This window comes from Cryomorphaceae bacterium 1068, from assembly GCA_027214385.1.
Taxonomy (GTDB): domain Bacteria; phylum Bacteroidota; class Bacteroidia; order Flavobacteriales_D; family Cryomorphaceae; genus JAKVAV01.
This window is the reverse complement of sequence record JAPVXR010000001.1, coordinates 578,640-595,241: the sequence shown is the minus strand read 5'-3', so window position 1 is coordinate 595,241 and position 16,602 is coordinate 578,640. Positions and strand designations below refer to the sequence as shown.

12 protein-coding genes are annotated in these 16,602 nt (G+C 43.4%); 7 read left to right on the top strand and 5 right to left on the bottom strand.

What is annotated here, in order from left to right:
* On the top strand, positions 1 to 1,416 hold the full coding sequence (locus tag O3Q51_02520) for an aldehyde dehydrogenase family protein (GenBank protein ID MCZ4407667.1): 1,416 nt from the start codon (positions 1 to 3) through the stop codon (positions 1,414 to 1,416).
* Here the strand turns inward: O3Q51_02520 and O3Q51_02515 are convergent.
* A complete protein-coding gene (locus tag O3Q51_02515; protein ID MCZ4407666.1) occupies positions 1,413 to 1,604 on the bottom strand; it encodes a helix-turn-helix transcriptional regulator in 192 nt (63 codons plus the stop codon). The two genes, O3Q51_02520 and O3Q51_02515, sit on opposite strands and share 4 nt — an antisense overlap.
* A complete protein-coding gene (locus O3Q51_02510; GenBank protein MCZ4407665.1) occupies positions 1,594 to 2,076 on the bottom strand; it encodes a hypothetical protein in 483 nt (160 codons plus the stop codon). The genes O3Q51_02515 and O3Q51_02510 overlap by 11 nt, the downstream gene beginning before the upstream one ends.
* 107 nt (positions 2,077 to 2,183) lie before the next feature.
* Between O3Q51_02510 and O3Q51_02505 the strand changes: the two genes are divergently transcribed.
* The 4 genes from O3Q51_02505 (at position 2,184) to O3Q51_02490 (ending at position 10,063) form a co-directional block, all read left to right on the top strand.
* On the top strand, positions 2,184 to 3,149 hold the full coding sequence (locus O3Q51_02505) for a retropepsin-like aspartic protease (protein MCZ4407664.1): 966 nt from the start codon (positions 2,184 to 2,186) through the stop codon (positions 3,147 to 3,149).
* Complete coding sequence (locus O3Q51_02500) at positions 3,146 to 4,615, top strand: glycogen-binding domain-containing protein (GenBank protein ID MCZ4407663.1); 1,470 nt, start codon at positions 3,146 to 3,148, stop codon at positions 4,613 to 4,615. The genes O3Q51_02505 and O3Q51_02500 overlap by 4 nt, the downstream gene beginning before the upstream one ends.
* A 252-nt stretch (positions 4,616 to 4,867) precedes the next feature.
* Entirely contained in the window at positions 4,868 to 6,871 is a 2,004-nt protein-coding gene (locus O3Q51_02495) for a M43 family zinc metalloprotease (protein ID MCZ4407662.1), read from the top strand.
* Between the two features lie 90 nt (positions 6,872 to 6,961).
* A complete protein-coding gene (locus tag O3Q51_02490; protein MCZ4407661.1) occupies positions 6,962 to 10,063 on the top strand; it encodes a T9SS type A sorting domain-containing protein in 3,102 nt (1,033 codons plus the stop codon).
* 56 nt (positions 10,064 to 10,119) lie between these two features.
* Here the strand turns inward: O3Q51_02490 and O3Q51_02485 are convergent, their stop codons facing one another.
* Positions 10,120 to 13,041, bottom strand: coding sequence for an FAD-binding and (Fe-S)-binding domain-containing protein (locus O3Q51_02485; GenBank protein MCZ4407660.1), 2,922 nt, complete (start codon positions 13,039 to 13,041; stop codon positions 10,120 to 10,122).
* 63 nt (positions 13,042 to 13,104) lie between these two features.
* Here O3Q51_02485 and proC point away from each other — a divergent pair, with 63 nt between their 5' ends.
* Positions 13,105 to 13,902, top strand: a complete 798-nt coding sequence (gene proC, locus O3Q51_02480; GenBank protein MCZ4407659.1) for a pyrroline-5-carboxylate reductase — start codon at positions 13,105 to 13,107, stop codon at positions 13,900 to 13,902.
* 1 nt (position 13,903) lies between these two features.
* Here the strand turns inward: proC and O3Q51_02475 are convergent, their stop codons facing one another.
* On the bottom strand, positions 13,904 to 14,251 hold the full coding sequence (locus O3Q51_02475) for a hypothetical protein (GenBank protein MCZ4407658.1): 348 nt from the start codon (positions 14,249 to 14,251) through the stop codon (positions 13,904 to 13,906).
* A gap of 3 nt (positions 14,252 to 14,254) precedes the next feature.
* Positions 14,255 to 15,619 (bottom strand): vanadium-dependent haloperoxidase, encoded by a 1,365-nt coding sequence (locus tag O3Q51_02470; protein ID MCZ4407657.1) that lies wholly within the window; start codon positions 15,617 to 15,619, stop codon positions 14,255 to 14,257.
* A 197-nt stretch (positions 15,620 to 15,816) separates the two neighbouring features.
* Between O3Q51_02470 and O3Q51_02465 the strand changes: the two genes are divergently transcribed.
* Positions 15,817 to 16,599 (top strand): bacteriorhodopsin, encoded by a 783-nt coding sequence (locus tag O3Q51_02465; protein MCZ4407656.1) that lies wholly within the window; start codon positions 15,817 to 15,819, stop codon positions 16,597 to 16,599.
* Positions 16,600 to 16,602 lie beyond the last annotated feature (3 nt).

Below are 16,602 nucleotides of genomic sequence, written 5' to 3'. Positions count from 1 at the left end.
ATGCCTGAAACCTTGGATAAAATATCGGTTCACAAAACTCCCATTACACCTGACGTCTTCGATCTCAAGAGAGCTTTTTTTGATACCGGCTCAACTCTCGAATTCTCTTTTCGATCGACACAGCTGGAGCGTTTAGAGCAAGCTATAAAGCGAAATGAAAAAGAAATTCTCAAGGCTCTTCACGCAGATTTGAGAAAATCAGAAATGGAGGCCTACATGACCGAAATATCAGTCGTTATAGATGAAATTAAGTACCTCCGAAAAAACCTTGAGGAATGGATGAATCCTGTAAAACGGGATACTCCATTGGCCATGCAGCCTTCTACCACTGCCATGCGCTACGAGCCAAAAGGAGTGGTGCTCATCATCGCCCCTTGGAATTACCCTTTTCAGTTGGTGATGGACCCACTGGCAGGGGCAATTGCAGCAGGTTGTTGTGCAGTCGTAAAACCGAGCGAAGATGCTTCGGCGATAGCCAGAATTGTTGAAGACATTATCTCGGAAGTCTTCGAACCTTCCTTCGTCAGCACGGTTCAAGGCTTGGGACACGAGGTAGTACCCGAGTTGATGAGTTCTTTTCAATTCAATCACGTTTTCTTCACAGGAAGCCCACAAGTAGGAAGTGCTATTGCGAAAATGGCTGCAGAAAAACTCACTTCTACCACTTTGGAATTGGGAGGGAAAAGCCCGGCCATAGTTGATGGCACCGGAAGTATGAAGACAACAGTAAAGCGACTGCTTTGGGGAAAATTCATGAATGCCGGACAGACTTGTGTCAGTCCCGACTACGTATTAATCAAGGAAGGATTTCGCGATGAGTTTCTTGAGGAGGCAAAAAAAGCGATTGAAGAATTTTACGGCACGGATCCAAAGAAGAGTGAATCCTTCTCTCGCATCGTAAACTTGAAGAGGTTTGACGCCATTAAGAAGTTGATGAATTCAGGAGACATCATGATCGGTGGACAATCAGATCGTGATGATTTGTACATCGCCCCTACCCTGCTGGCGAATGTTTCGATGGACGATGACGTGATGAAAGAAGAGATTTTCGGACCTGTATTACCTATCCTTACATGGCAAACGGAAAAAGAAATTCTCGAAATCGTAAGAAGAAATCGCTATCCTCTGGCCTGTTACTACTTTGGAAAGAATAAAGCATTGCGGGATTTCGTTTTGTCTCGAATAGAATTCGGCGGCGGCTGCATCAACAATACGTTGCTACAATTCGGTAACCCCGACCTTCCCGTGGGCGGTCTCCAGCAAAGTGGAAGTGGTCATTACCACGGTTTCTATAGCTTCGAGTGTTTCAGTAATGCCAAAACCATTGTCGATTCAGCAACGTGGATCGATCCGTCCATCAAATACCCGCCGTATACCAAAAGTAAATTCACCTGGATCAAGCGAATTCTAGGCTAATCCAAGAAAAAAATCTCTTCCACTTTCTTCTTCAGTTCTCGGCAGATTTTAAGTGCAAGTTCGGTAGAGGGAACATATTTTCCTTTTTCGATGGCATGAATACTCTGCCTGCTAACGCCCGTCCTTTCTGCTAAAGCTTGCTGAGAAAGGTTCTCACTCATGCGAATTTCTCTGAGTCTATTCTGCATGAGCTGACTTTTTAAGTTTCATTAATTGGAAATGATAACGGCCGATGTAGAAAACGTAAAAAGAGACCAGTGCAATCATCATAAACTGCAAGAAGGCAATATTATAAAGGAACAAAATGGCCAAAAGCAAAAGAAGAGACTGAATTTTCAACGCCCAAATTAATGACTTGAATCTGAGCTGCTGAAAAAACTCATCTTCCACCTTTTCTTTTGAAAAAGCGATGAACACTGACCCGATTAGCACGAGCAAGGCAACGATCTCGTTCGTGAAATTATCGTTTATAAAAATCGGAAATGCGGCTTCATCCTGACCCGAAATGAGAGAAATCTCCTCTCCAATGCCTAGAACTTTAAATTCCAGCCAAGGAATGGAGAACTCAAAAAAGACCACAAAAAAGCCGAGAATCAAGCCTGCAATCAACAGTGGCCAACCAATGTAACGGTATGAATAGGGAAATAAGGTAGATTTCATAATGTAAAGTTTGCTTTACAAATGTAAAGAATACTTTACATAACTAACAAACCGTTTAACACTTTTTTCATTGAAGCAATCGAAAAAGAATTCATCTTTGGTACCAGATGAAATTTATTCCCTTCGTCTTCTCTTTTCTATTTCTGGCACAAAGTCAATTCCATGACTCGGCTCCGAAAGAAGCACTATTCTCCTTATCCACCACAGATCCTGAGGCAACTTGTGATGTGGATGTGGTGACAATTCCTTTTAAGCGAGCCGGGAGATTACTGATCATAGAGGCTCAAGTCGATTCACTTCGGGGAAATTTCATTTTTGATACGGGTGCCCCCTATCTGATATTGAATCGCACCTATTTCAGAGATTATAAGAAAAGAAAGAGCGCAAATGCGAAGGGCATAACGGGAGCATCTAACTTGATCGATTTGGTTAGAGTGGAAAGCTTAAAACTCAAAAATATAAGCTACGCCAACTTAGACGCCGATTTGATAAACCTTGGGGAGATAGAAAATGTAAGAGGTATCAAAGTTCTAGGACTCCTCGGCCTTAATCTCTTCAAAGGTTTTGAAATGGAGATTGACGTCAGAAACAATGTTCTCAAATTGTACAAAACGGATAAAGATGGAAACTGCATAAAAGCTCCACCGACTTTTAAGTGTGAAATCACACAAAGCATCGGCGTCTTTGACAATACGGTTTTTACCGATTGCTACATAGCAGGAAAAAAACTTCGCTTTGGCTTCGATACGGGTGCTGAGACCAACGCATTGAATTCAAGAGTAAACAAGAAAGTACTGGAAACCATTTCGATTACTGGCCGTCGCAGTTTGAGCGGTGTTGGAGAAGGAAACGTTGAGATCCTCTTTGGCCGATTAAATGACTTTCAGATAAGTAACAATACCATTTTGGGAATGCAAACGCTCATCACCAATCTCGATGGAATAAGCGATGTTTACGGAACTCAAATAGACGGTATGCTCGGATTTGATTTTCTAGCCAAAGGAGTGGTTAGAATAAACTGCAAGAAAAATTACCTCAAGCTGTGCTTATTTGATAAATTTAGTAGCGAATGAAGATGTGCGTAAGACATATAGCACTATTGGTCTTCATGGTATTTAGCCTTGTGGCAAAAGGCCAAGACGACGTTTGTGTGCTCGAGGATGGAAACTTGGTGTTCTACCTTCATAAAGATTGGGATGTGAAGAAGCGCGCAGAAGTGAGTTTACAATATGGATTGGACTCACTGATGCTCGAACAAATTTTGAGCACGGCATCAAATGGCAATTTCGAATTTGAGGGAGAAGATTGGACTGTCCTACAAGTCAAAGGCGGTAAGATTAAATTATCCAAAACCATTGGGGATATGAAAGGTCAAATAAACTGGAAAAATGATGTGATTTTTTCTCCAAATGATCCTGTCTCAGGTCTGGATGGAGGTCCCGGTTATGTAGATATGGATTACGTGACTTACGGTGTTAACCGTTTGACAGAACCGGTGATTGTCCAATACCCAAGTGGCAAGACTAAGTTCATAGTACCGAAATACGAAGATGCGGAAGAGGTCCTCATTTCAGGATCGTTCAATGGCTGGAGTACTTCAGGCCTGCCCTTAAAAAGAACGGGAGAAGGCTGGGAAATCGAGCTAAACTTATTACCAGGAAAGTACCTGTACAAATTCATCGTGGATGGAAATTGGATTAAAGCTCCCGGCAATTCACTGAGCGAGAATGACGGCTGGGGTGCTGAAAACAGCGTCTTCTACAGGTACAATTACAAGTTCGAATTGGATGATTTTCAAGATTCCAAAAAAGTCTATTTAGCAGGTAGCTTTAATGGATGGAACAAAAAGGAACTCAAAATGGCTAAAACTTCGAAAGGTTGGGTTTTACCAATGTTCCTAAAAGAGGGTACTCACGCTTACAAGTTTGTGGTAGATGGGGAATGGGTTACGGATCCTGAAAATCCAATTGTACGACCCGATGGTGCGGGAAACTTCAACTCTTTCATGGCGATTGGAGATACCACAATGTTTCGTCTTAATGGTCATACGGATGCCAACCAGGTAAGACTAGCAGGAAACTTCAATGCTTGGAATCCGGAAGAGTTGGTCATGACTAAAACAGCCGGCGGATGGGAGCTACCCTACGTATTGCCTTCCGGAAATCACGAGTATAAGTTCATAGTAGACGGCGAGTGGATTACCGACCCCAACAATCCTTATCTAATGCGCCATGGTGAATACGAAAATAGTTTCATTGCCCCTGATGCAAACTGGACTTTTATCCTTGAACAATATGCCGATGCTACTGAGGTTTTAGCTACGGGAACTTTTACAGGTTGGAGCGAAGAAAACAATCGAATGATAAGAGAGGATGGCGTTTGGAAATTTCCCATTCATTTAAAACCAGGAAAGTACCTCTATAAATTCAGGGTAGACGGCGAATGGATTATCGATCCTTCAAATCCTGCTTATGAGGAAAATGAATTCGGGACGGGTAATTCCGTTTTATGGATAGAACCTGAAGGGTTTACTCCCTAGTTTCATCTTCTATCTCGTCGAAAAGACAATTAGCGCCGTCTCGGTGCAGAACAAAGTCAAGGATAAATCCAGCTCTTCTCAAAGAATAAAACCAGCTGTCTGAATAGTTCGCAATTTTTCGGTTTCCCGTGCATCTTTTCAATCTATCGTTCGTCAAAATTGTGAAACCGTTAGGTCCACTATTGTGGACAATTATTAGTAGACATTTAGATGCGATATTTTTACCTTCGCAGCACCTTGCAAGAGCTCATTATGAAAGTAATAGTTTCCTTTTTTTTCATTTCCTTTTCACTCCTTTGTTTTGCCCAAGAACAAGGGGATCGTCCTGACAGATGTCATACGAATCAGTACCACGAACAAATGATGCAAGACCCTGATTTTGCTGAAGCGCACGAGCAAAAGATGGAAAACATCCGTCAATGGCTTAAGGTGAACAAAGATGAGTCGAAAATGGATTGTGATGAAATACTCTACATCCCGGTGGCCGTTCACTTTCAAAACAGCGGAGGAACCAGTATTGGCGTAACTGCTGCCTGTGCTGAAGAAATGGCGCTAAGCCAAATTGCGGCAATTAATGCTGACTACGCAGCAACAAATACCGACATTACCAAATGGGAAGATAGCCAAGGTACTTGGCCCGGTATTAACAACAAAGAATCTTGTATTCAGTTTTGCCTCGCCACGTTGAACCATCCTGTAGGCTCAGGCATTGCCGAGGGAGACTATGCGATAACAATTGATGAATACGACGAAATCGAAAATATCCCCGAATGGAGTGGATACATGAATTGGTATGTGCGCGATATGGCAAATCCACTAGGATTCTCCCCTTTAGGAGGAACTGGAAATGGAGACGGAGTGGTATGTGGCCTTCCTTATTTTGGAACCAGCAATTGTAACGGGACACTAAGCGGCCAATTCAACTTGGGTCGAACTATTACTCACGAAGTCGGTCACTACCTGTCTCTATCGCACCCGTTTGATTCAGGAGATTGCGTTACGGACGGAGATGGAGTTGCAGACACTCCACTTACCGATCAAGCCACCTTCGGGTGTTTTCCGGATGGAGAAGTTATAGTAAACTGCACGGATCCCGTGCTTTGGCCTACTTATATGGAATACTGCGACGACGCTTGCCTATACATGTGGACGGAAGATCAAGTGATTCAAATGGAAGCTCACGTCAATGCCAACCTTCAAAATTTATTGGGCAATGCCACCACTGTTTGCGAAGACGCCGCATGTCTTGGAAAAGATTTGAATATCACCGTTTCGCAAGAAACTTGCTTGAATGGAACCGATGGATCTATTGCACTTCAACTTGTAGGAGGAGCAGATCCGATTGAATATTCGTTTAACGGTGGTCAATCTTTTCAAGCCAATAGCACCTTGCCAAATTTGGCTGCCGGGCGTTACGATGTGACGGTTATCGATGCAAGTGGATGTGAATTGATCGATAGTGTATTCTTGAGCAGAGAAGTGCCACCTATTGATATAACGAGCATTACGAATTCCTTCTGTGGAAATCCTGACGGATCAGTATTTGCAGAGGTAGATTATCCCGATGTCTTTGAATACAATCTAGGCTCGGGATGGCAAGACACTGCCTTCTTTGATGGGCTAATATCAGGGCCATACATTTTAAGCGTGAGAAATGATGCAGGATGCACGAATAATATAGATGTAGTAATCAATGACGACACAGATCTCAATCTCGCCATTGAACGAATCAGACCAGTAAATTGTCCGCTATTCGACAATGGTTTGATCGATGCAAACCTCCGAAATGGAGTGCCTCCCTTTGAATTCCGTTTGAACGGAGAGGATCCAAAACCAAATGGATTCTATGAAAACCTTTCCACAGGTCTTTATACTTTATCAGTTGAAGATCAACGAGGATGCAAAGAGAATTATGACTTTGCCATCAATATTTCTTTCGCCAATATTGCCGACGATTGCCCTTGCGAAGTGTTTATCCCAAATGCCATGACACCGGGTGGAAATGACGCCCTGAACAATACATTTAAACCAATACCTTCATGCCCCATCACCGATTATACTTTTCAAGTATTCAATCGATGGGGAGATATTGTGTTTGAATCCAGAAATATCGAAGAGGTCTGGAATGGTGGAGATGGAGATTATTTTGGTCAGAACCAGCTCTACTTTTACAAGATGACCTATCGCTGGGGAGAGGAAAGAAACGAAAGTTTGGAACTTCAGCAAAAGACTGGTTTTATTACTGTTTTGAGATAAAAAAGGCCCCGAAATCGCGGGGTTTTTTATTTTCCTGAGCAACTATTTCATAGTAACAGCGGTCATATTACCAAACCAATTAACCCAACTATGAAATCCTACCTCATCGCCATCTGCTGTCTTTTTTCGGCAACTCTTTTTTCTCAAAACCCAGGAGTAATTGTTCAGATTGATCTTTTCAATCCTCCTCAAGAACCTGTTATCGCAACGGTTGATTTTATCGGATCCACGGAAACAGAATCTTACACTGTCTTTTTGAATGATGGACTATTTTCAACCTTCTATTTTGATCCACAGATCACTTGGGGAGAAGGACTCGTTCACATAGAGGATTGTAATGGTGACTCTCTTTTTGATTCATTTGCCAACATTGATAGCACAGGCTATTACTACACCTCATTTTTCTACTGCGAATCTGACTCGATACTCGGCTGTACAGATCCATCAGCCCTAAACTTCAATTCCTTCGCAACGATCGATGATGGCTCTTGCATCTACACCGGTCCTGAAAATGACCTTTGCTCAGGAGCGCAGCCTTTAGAGCAAGGAACAATTTTAATTGACAATTCATTCGCAACTCAAAATGAAGGAATTTTTGGAGAGTGCTGGAACTTTGGTTCAGGCGAAGGAGAACAAAGCAGCTTATGGTTTACATTTACCACTCCTGCCACACCCGCTCAAATAAGTATAGAAGCCATAGGTGATGGATCGTGGACGCTCACAGACACCCAATTCGGGCTCTTTACAGAATGCGGCGGCGAGATGATATATTGCGACGGAAATTCGGGCGAAGGATTGCTATCAGCATTCGAATTTTCATGTGGAGAGCTTGACACGAATGCCACTTACCTTCTCATGGTAGATGGATGGAATGGCGATGCAGGAACTTGTTTTCTTGAATACGAGGTGACCAACCCTTGTGCAGAACCACTATTCGGTTGTACTGATCCAAGTGCCGCTAACTTTAATCCGGATGCCACGGTAGATGATGGTTCCTGCATATACGATTGTACAGAGGTTTACCTGGGCTTCGATTTTTTCGGTGGAGCACCACAGGATAGTTCGTTTATGTCTTGGACCATTACAAATGATTTCGGTGAAATAGTTGAAGACGGTTTCTTTTACAACTGGGCTCCTCAGTATGATCTATGCCTGGGAGATGGCTGTTATTCACTTAACATCTATAATATTGACCCTGATTGGGCTGGTATTTACAGCATCTTCATACTTGACCAAAGCGAATATTTCGGCGAGTTTGATGGTTCTTCAAATCAATTTACCGTTCAATTTGGAGTGAACAATACCGAATGCGGTGAACCTGTTGATATTGAAGGCTGTACTGACCCAACGGCACTTAACTACAATCCATCTGCAACCATTGACGATGGCTCATGTGAGTACTTTGAATGTGAAAACAACGAGGTCATCGTTTTGATTAATACTCAAAACTGGGGATACGAGATTTCTTGGAATATCAGAAACGATGAAGGCGATGAAGTTGCCGGATCAGGAGATTACCCTAGTTATTCGACCATAACTGAATTGGCTTGCCTGGAAGACGGATGCTATACCTTCGAGCTTTTCGATTCATTTGGCGACGGATGGAACGATGGTACTTTTGAACTCATCCTGAACGGAAATACCCTGGTTTCAGGAACACTGGAAGATGGAGAATTCGGGTCAGTTCCTTTTGGCGTGAATGCAGAAGGATGTGAAGAAGTAGTTCTCGGATGTACCGATCCCGAAGCTCTGAATTACAATCCGGATGCCACCGAAGATGACGGAAGTTGTGAGTACTTCGAGTGCGAGAACAATGAAGTAATGGTGGTAGTTTTCACGGAAAACTGGGGCTATGAAATTTCTTGGAACATCAGAAATGAAGAAGGCGATGAAGTTGCCGGGTCTGGGGATTACCCGAACTATTCAACCATCACTGAATCGACTTGTCTTGAAAACGGTTGCTACACCTTCGAACTCTTCGATTCTTTCGGTGACGGATGGAATGGAGGTTCTTTTCAAGTCATCTTAAACAACAATATTTTAGCTTCGGGAACGCTGGCCGATGGAGAGTTCGGATCTGTAGCTTTCGGGGTGAATACAGAAGGGTGCGAAGAAGAGGTTTTCGGTTGTACCGACCCTCTTGCAATAAACTACTCCCCTGAAGCTACCATTGATGACGGATCTTGCCAATATGCTTGCACTGAGGTTTATCTGGGATTCGACTTCTTAGACGGAGCGCCTGACGATAGCTCTTTCACTTTTATGAATTGGGTTATTTTAAACCAATTTGGCGAACAAGTGGCCAGTGATTACTTCTACAATTGGGCTCCGCAATACAACTTATGCTTGGAAACGGGCTGCTACACTTTTGCTATCTACAATGTATCTCCCGACTGGAATGGGATCTACAATATTATAATGTTCAATGAGGTTCTCGCCTCGGGCGAGTTCTCAGGAGCAGATGAAAGCTTTCAATTCAACTTTGGAGTGAATGAAGAAGGCTGCGGAGACCCACAGGAAATATACGGATGTACAGATCCTGAAGCTCTGAACTACAATCCGGCAGCAACTGTCGATGACGGATCTTGTGAGTATGAGTTTGAATGTGGAATCAGTTTCGATGTAATTGCAGATAGCACGGGAGAAAACACGTTCTACATCATTCCTTCTGATAACATTGTTAACGCATCTAGTGTTCTTTGGGACTTCGGTGATGGTGGGACATCAAATGAATACTACCCTACACACATTTATGAGGATGATGGACCATACGTCCTCTGCCTGTTTGTGACTTTCGGGGATTCAATCGGAAATTTGTGTCAGATTTCATACTGCGAAGTCTTGGACGGAAGCGCATTGGGAGGATCAGGAGTGCTTTCAGGCGGGTTCAATATAAACGTGATTCAGCCGGGAACGCTTAGCGACAATATTGACTTTGCAGAGAAAGAGATTGCCGTATACCCAAATCCTACCAATGACCTCACGACAATCAGCTATCAATCCGACCGAAGCGAAGAACTGACATTAAGAGTGACGGATTTAACCGGAAAAGTACTGAAGCAAAGAGTTCTTTCGAGTTCTATTGGTCAACAGAAAATACAAGTCGATCTGTCCGAATTCCCTCAAGGAATATACTTGATAGGACTAGAACAAAAAGGATCAAGTTCTTACGCCAAAGTGGTTAGGCGTTAAAATACCACCATCTTAAACCTTAAAAATGAGAGACTCCTGCCTTACGGTGGGAGTTTTCATTTCAGGGCTTTGAGCAAAATCTCAGCAGGGTGAAAGCTTTCTTTGTGCACACCATCTTTGATTTGATGGCGACAGCTGGTTCCCGCCGCCACGACTAAGGTTTTATCAGAGAGAGCTCTCAGTCGCGGAAATAAGATCTGTTCCCCTATTTGGTTGCTCATTTCAAAGTGCTCTTCCTCATAGCCGAAGCTGCCGGCCATTCCGCAGCATCCAGCAGGAATTTTCACGGCCGAATAATTCTTGGGGAAATTGAGAATTTCCAAGCTGTACTTTGGGCTTGACAAAGCCTTTTGATGGCAATGAATATGAACTTCGATATTCTGCTTTTCTTCTGTAAAAGCCTGTTGGGAAATAGCTCCGTTGCTTATCTCGCGTGCCACGAACTCTTCAAAAGTGAAGGCGAGTGACGATAGCTTTTCCACCGCTCGCTTTTTATCACTGGTAAAGAGACGTTTGTATTCATCCCTAAATCCAAGTATTCCGGATGGTTCCAGTCCTATGATGGGTAGGCCTTTCGAAATGAAACCATCGAGCTTCTGAAGAACTACCTCGGCACAGTTTCTTGCCTCTTTCAGTAATGACTTAGAGAAATAGGCTCGCCCTGAAGGGGCATATACCACGGCGAATGAATAGCCCAACTGCTGGAAAAAATCACCTGCGGCTTTCGCAATATGCGCATCTTGGTATTGCGTAAACTCATCGATGTAAAGCACAAATTGGGGAGATTTGGTCTTTTTTGGATTGATCAAAGTGGTGGCTTTCTTCCTTGACAATGGCGGGATGCTTCGTTGATCTGCTATTCCGAATCTGGATTTGAAGACCTTCTCAAAAAATGGAATCCGTAATAACACATTACTCAAGGGAGCTAGTGCGCTTCCCCACTTTGCGCTTTTGTGAAAAGCGCCAAAAAATTTATTCCTCTTAGGGATTCCGTTTCTACGGTAATAGTGGTAGTCAGACTCCATTTTTAAAAGCGACATATCCACCGAACTCGGACATTCACGCTTACAGGCCTTGCAACTGATGCAAAGATCAAGTACCTCATGAACCTCATCATTATCAAACGGAAACGCCTGATGTGTAGATTGTGTCAATGCCTCCCGAAGTACATTTGCTCGAGCTCGAGTGGAGTCCTTTTCGTTTCTTGTGGCGTGATAGCTCGGACACATTGTAGCCCCTGTGTATGGAAGTCTACGGCAATCTCCTGAACCATTGCACTTCTCAGCCAGAGAGAGCATTCCACCTTCTTCCGAGAAATCAAAAAACGTAGGATAATTAAAAGTGCGCTGATTTTCTTCATAGCGAAAGTCAGCATCCATTGGATCCGGATCTACGATTTTTCCAGGGTTGAAAATATTCTTTGGATCCCAAATCTCCTTGATCCTTTTGAGTAATGCGTAATTTTTCGGACCAATCATTTCGGGAATAAACTCTGCACGCACCCTACCATCCCCATGCTCTCCGCTCAATGAGCCTCGGTACTTATTCACCAATTTGGCAGAAGCCTCTCCGATCCTACGAAAATCTTCCCTTCCTTTCTTGGCCTTCAGGTCTAAGACAGGCCTTAGGTGCAGTTCGCCGGCACCTGCATGAGCATAATACACCGCCTTCTGACCAAAGCCATCCATAAGTTTTTCGAAGTCGACAATATACTCTGGTAGATCTGCAAGTTCTACCGCGGTGTCTTCAACGAAAGCCACTGGTTTGGCCTTTCCCTTCAAGTTGCTCAAAACACCCAGACCAGCAGCCCGAAGTGTCCAAACTTTTAACGTTTCGGGCGCATGAACGATTGGAAAAGCAAAACCCAATTCTTTTTCTTTTAGTCGCTCAATCAACATAGAGCATTCCGATTGAAGCAATTCTTGAGTATCAGCTCGAAGCTCGATACACAAGATCGCGCCGGGATCGCCTTCGACAAAAAATCTATTCTCAGCTTGTTCGGCATTTCCTTTCGTCAGATCGAGAATGGTTTTATCCATCACCTCACATGCATATGGCTCACTTTTCATAGCTTCTACTGTAGCCGTCATGGCCTCATGAATACTTTCAAAATGGGCGCAAACGACAGCCTCAAATGAAGGCGGCAGATCGTCGAGCTTCAATTTCAATTTGGTCACAGCACAAAGCGTCCCTTCGGATCCGGCGATGAGCTTAGCCGGATTAAAGGAATCTCCATTAGTATTAAAAGGCTGCATTTCTGCCAAGAGGTCTATGGCATACCCTGTATTTCTTCGGTGAATTTCTTTTTTAGGAAATCTCTCCTTAATTTCCGTTCTAACCGTTTCAGGACTAAGCTCTTTGATGATCGAATTAATGATGTTAGCTTCGGGAGCAGTAGATTCCAAAAGCCCCGCCAGCTCTTCTTGATTGAGTTCCTTTAGTGTCGCTTCAGAACCGTCAGCCAAAACTACCTCTAGTTCTATCACTTTATCTCTCGTGACTCCATAGCGAATGGAAGTTGTGCCTGAGGAATTGTTGCCGAGCATCCCTCCCATCATACATCGATTTGCAGTAGACGTATTTGGCCCGAAGAAAAGACCGTCTTTCTTCACAAACTCATTTAGCTCATCGCGAATCACGCCAGGCTCCAAAACCACCCACTTCTCGACTGTATTCACCTCGAGTATCTTGGTCATAAAACGCGAAAAATCTATCACTAAACCTTCACCTACGCATTGGCCCGCAAGAGATGTTCCTGCCGTTCGGGGTATCATAGAAACAGACTCAGATTGGCACCACCGCACTATGGCGACCACATCTGATTTTCCGTGAGGGTATGCAACTGCCAAAGGAACCTTCCGATAGACGGAAGCGTCAGTGGCGTAAAGAACTCTGGTAAGGTGATCGAGGTGTAACCTTTCGCCCAATGCATTTTGTAAATTTTGCCAATTCGGATTCTTTTCTTGATTTCTCTCCATAATGCGTCAGGGTGAAACTAAGAAAGAAGATTCGATTTCACTTTCTTTGAAAAAAAATTCGGCATGGAAATCAGTAATCTCAGTATCGCCATAATTGGAGCAGGAAATTTAGGACAAGCAATGGCCCTTGGGTTAATTGATTCAGGCTATCCTGCCGCCAAACTTACCTTGACAAGAAGGAATGTCGGTAAACTCGGTGCCTTCACGGACAGAGGCTGCTCTGTGTTGATGGACAATTCTGAAGCCGTAAAAGGGTCAGAGCTAATTATACTTGCCGTAAAACCTTACAACGTTCGTGAAATATTGGCAGGCGTAGCAAAGGATATCGATCCGAAAAAACACGTTGTAGTCAGCGTAGTAACAGGAGTTGGGATGACGGAGTTGACCGAGATTCTTCCGAAAGGCACGCCCTTCTTTCGAGCCATGCCGAATACAGCCGCAGATGTAAATGAATCTATCACCTGCATCTGCCACACCCATGCCGGACCTGAGCAAATCGATGTGGTGAATTCAGTATTTACTACCATGGGTGAAACCACTTTTATACAAGAAGAATTGATGGATGCCGCCACGGTTCTAGGCGCTTGCGGAATTGCTTATGTGATGCGTTTTATAAGAGCAATGGTACAGGGCGGCATCGAAATAGGCTTTGACGCCAAAACGGCATCGTCCATTGTAACCCAAACGGTGAAGGGAGCGGCTGAACTATTGATCGAAAGAGGATCCCATCCCGAAAGCGAAATTGACAAGGTGACAACCCCCAAAGGCTGTACCATTGCAGGTCTCAATGAGATGGAACATCACGGATTTAGCTCGGCACTAATCAAAGGAATTCGAACTAGCTACGAAAGAATAGATTAGCCTATTCACATCCTATCTTAGCGATTCTAGCTTCCAGACTGTCGTTAAAAACTCTCTTCTGGTCCAGGTTCATCTCGCCTGTCAAATCATCAAGCCTCAGTCGAATCTGCTCGGCGAGCTCACGACTTTGACTTGCCAACGCATTCTTTAGGCTATCAGGGTTACTCACATAGTTTTCGTCCTTCCTAAGCTTTTCAGCCAAAGTGAATCGCTCATCTTTGAGCTTTCGCGCTTCGCAGTTTAAATCCAGAAACTCCCCAAATGCAGGTTGATCGTAAACACTCTCCTTGTCAGAAACCTCGCAATTCGCCAAGCCTAACAAGAGAATACCAAGAAAAATATACCTCATACCTTACTCTATATTGTCTGGCCAAGAAATGTCATTTACAACAGCATCTCCCACAGCGAAACCGAGATCCAATCCTTTTGAATTGTCCATCTCAAAGTGAATACCACCGTAAAAACGAGAAAGGGCGCACTCATCGGCCATTTCATAGAAATTGTCATAGGTCCGAGCTGAGAAACCATATTGAAGCTGACTCAAATCAGTGAATGTATAGTCTCCGTTTTCTTCAGAGAAAAGATGAATCAGCACCTTTACTCCGGCTCCTATTTCGGCAGAGTGACCGGAAGTATAAGCAGGAAATGGAGGTGTTCCGATTGTAGTCTCAAAACTAGGATCGATATATTGCTTGATGTAAGTAACGGGTCTGATCAAGATATAGTCATACTTCGCCTTCCAGCAAGAAATAAAAGCGTCGTTCTCAGCAACTGCCATCATCCCAAGACCTACAGCTGTCTTCTCGAGAGTCGCGTTGGCTTCGCCTAGCAATTGATTAACAATATTAAATGTATGACCTGCCGGTGTGCAAGTAGCGAATGGATCATCTGCCCAGTACTCAGCGATGGTTCTTTCTTCATCCGTATTAAATTCGACAACCTGCTGATAAGTATCATAGGCTTGACCGTAAAATTCAGAGGTAGGTTCAGTGGAAAAGGGAACGTGTGCTCCGGGCTGACTAGAATTGACAATGCCCGAGATAAACGACCTGTTGTCCATCCAATAGGGAGACAAGGGTTGTAGCGTATTATCAGTGGGAGCCCAGCAAAAATCATCAACTTCTACAGTGTAAGGAAGTTGAAATGGATCCAAATAAGACTCATGGCCACCATCTGTGATAGAAGCATCATAAATTGCTTCAGCCACGGAAATACCATAAGCAATGGATCGGTCTATAACATCTTGCGTTTCTCCGATGCTCAGATTTGCCAAATTATCACCTTCCATTGCATCAATCTCATTTCGATTTTCATCTGAAAGATTTAGGTCGAACATAAGACGCATAATTTCAGCAGTAGCTGCATTGCAAGAGATGGCCCAATTGTATTTCAAGTTTGAATCAGGATTAGGAATACTTCCTTCACTGATTCCGTCGAGCTGCCCTTCCATTCGGTATGCAGGGTCGATTCCGTAGACCACCGACTCATATGCAGCAACACCAATGTAGCCGTATGCTCGTGCAGCTTGGGTCGGGAAAAAACCATCAGTAGTTTGGGCTACTTTACAAGTAAGAGTAATGTAATCCTGTAGAAATTCACCTTCGTAGGTTTTGGCTTTAGCGCTCACGGGAGCATTGACGGGATCTTCGTTTTCATCGTCATTTTGGCACGATGAGACCAATAGTGCGAGGATTAAAAAAATACTTAGACGCTTCATTGAAATAGTAGTATTGATAGGTTATGAAAACAAAGATATGTCGTCTTGTCGACAAATGAAACTATTTCGTCGACACAATAAGCTACTTCAGGAGTAAGGCATCACGTACCCATTCTTTTTGTTTAACATTTTAAACCCATCGTTAAACAATATGATTTTCCTGTGTGTTAAAGAATCATAACTAAAAACAAATAATTATGAGATCAGTCTTACTTGATGTTATGGCGATTCCGGCAGATGATCCGGTAGCGTTTACATTCTTTACAGGTTACATGGCAATGTTGGCCGCTTCGATTTTTTTCTTTTTTGAACGCGGTAGAGTAGATGGCAAATGGAAAACGAGTTTGTTAGTAAGCGGTCTCATCACCGGGATAGCAGCAGTCCATTATTATTACATGCGCGATTATTACGCTGCCACAGGTAGTAATCCAACTGCGCTTCGCTACATTGACTGGACGTTGACAGTTCCATTAATGTGTGTAGAATTTTATCTACTCACAAAAGCTGCAGGAGCTAAAATCGGATTGCTATGGAAGCTAATTATCGCAGCAGTTTGGATGCTTGTCTTTGGTTACATAGGAGAAGCATTTGTTCCATTGAATCCAGACGGAACCGCCGCTGACGGAGCAACAATGCACAGTGTTATCTATGGTGTGCTGTCTACCCTCGGTTATGTATACATTCTGTATACAGCCTGGTTTGGAGAAGTGAAACAACTTGCTGAAAAAACCAATAATCCACTCGTTTTAAAAGGTATTAAAACCTTGGCGTGGTTTGTTTTGGTAGGATGGGCCATTTATCCAATTGGGTATATGTGTATGCCAGGCGGATGGCTTAATACTGGTTTGGGCTGGGAAAGCAGCAGTGTAGATTTATTCTATAACATAGCCGATGCCGTGAATAAAATAGGATTTGGTTTGGTTGTATATAGCATTGCGATTAATTCTTCTTCTACAAGTGATTCGGCTGCTACTGCCTAATTC

Coding starts and splice junctions, on each gene's coding strand:
- O3Q51_02470 (MCZ4407657.1), bottom strand. CDS start 15,619: ATGAAGCGTCTAAGTATTTTTTTAATCCTCGCACTATTGGTCTCATCG.
- O3Q51_02495 (MCZ4407662.1), top strand. CDS start 4,868: ATGAAAGTAATAGTTTCCTTTTTTTTCATTTCCTTTTCACTCCTTTGT.
- O3Q51_02490 (MCZ4407661.1), top strand. CDS start 6,962: ATGAAATCCTACCTCATCGCCATCTGCTGTCTTTTTTCGGCAACTCTT.
- O3Q51_02515 (MCZ4407666.1), bottom strand. CDS start 1,604: ATGCAGAATAGACTCAGAGAAATTCGCATGAGTGAGAACCTTTCTCAG.
- O3Q51_02485 (MCZ4407660.1), bottom strand. CDS start 13,041: ATGGAGAGAAATCAAGAAAAGAATCCGAATTGGCAAAATTTACAAAAT.
- O3Q51_02510 (MCZ4407665.1), bottom strand. CDS start 2,076: ATGAAATCTACCTTATTTCCCTATTCATACCGTTACATTGGTTGGCCA.
- O3Q51_02500 (MCZ4407663.1), top strand. CDS start 3,146: ATGAAGATGTGCGTAAGACATATAGCACTATTGGTCTTCATGGTATTT.
- O3Q51_02465 (MCZ4407656.1), top strand. CDS start 15,817: ATGAGATCAGTCTTACTTGATGTTATGGCGATTCCGGCAGATGATCCG.
- proC (MCZ4407659.1), top strand. CDS start 13,105: ATGGAAATCAGTAATCTCAGTATCGCCATAATTGGAGCAGGAAATTTA.
- O3Q51_02475 (MCZ4407658.1), bottom strand. CDS start 14,251: ATGAGGTATATTTTTCTTGGTATTCTCTTGTTAGGCTTGGCGAATTGC.
- O3Q51_02505 (MCZ4407664.1), top strand. CDS start 2,184: ATGAAATTTATTCCCTTCGTCTTCTCTTTTCTATTTCTGGCACAAAGT.
- O3Q51_02520 (MCZ4407667.1), top strand. CDS start 1: ATGCCTGAAACCTTGGATAAAATATCGGTTCACAAAACTCCCATTACA.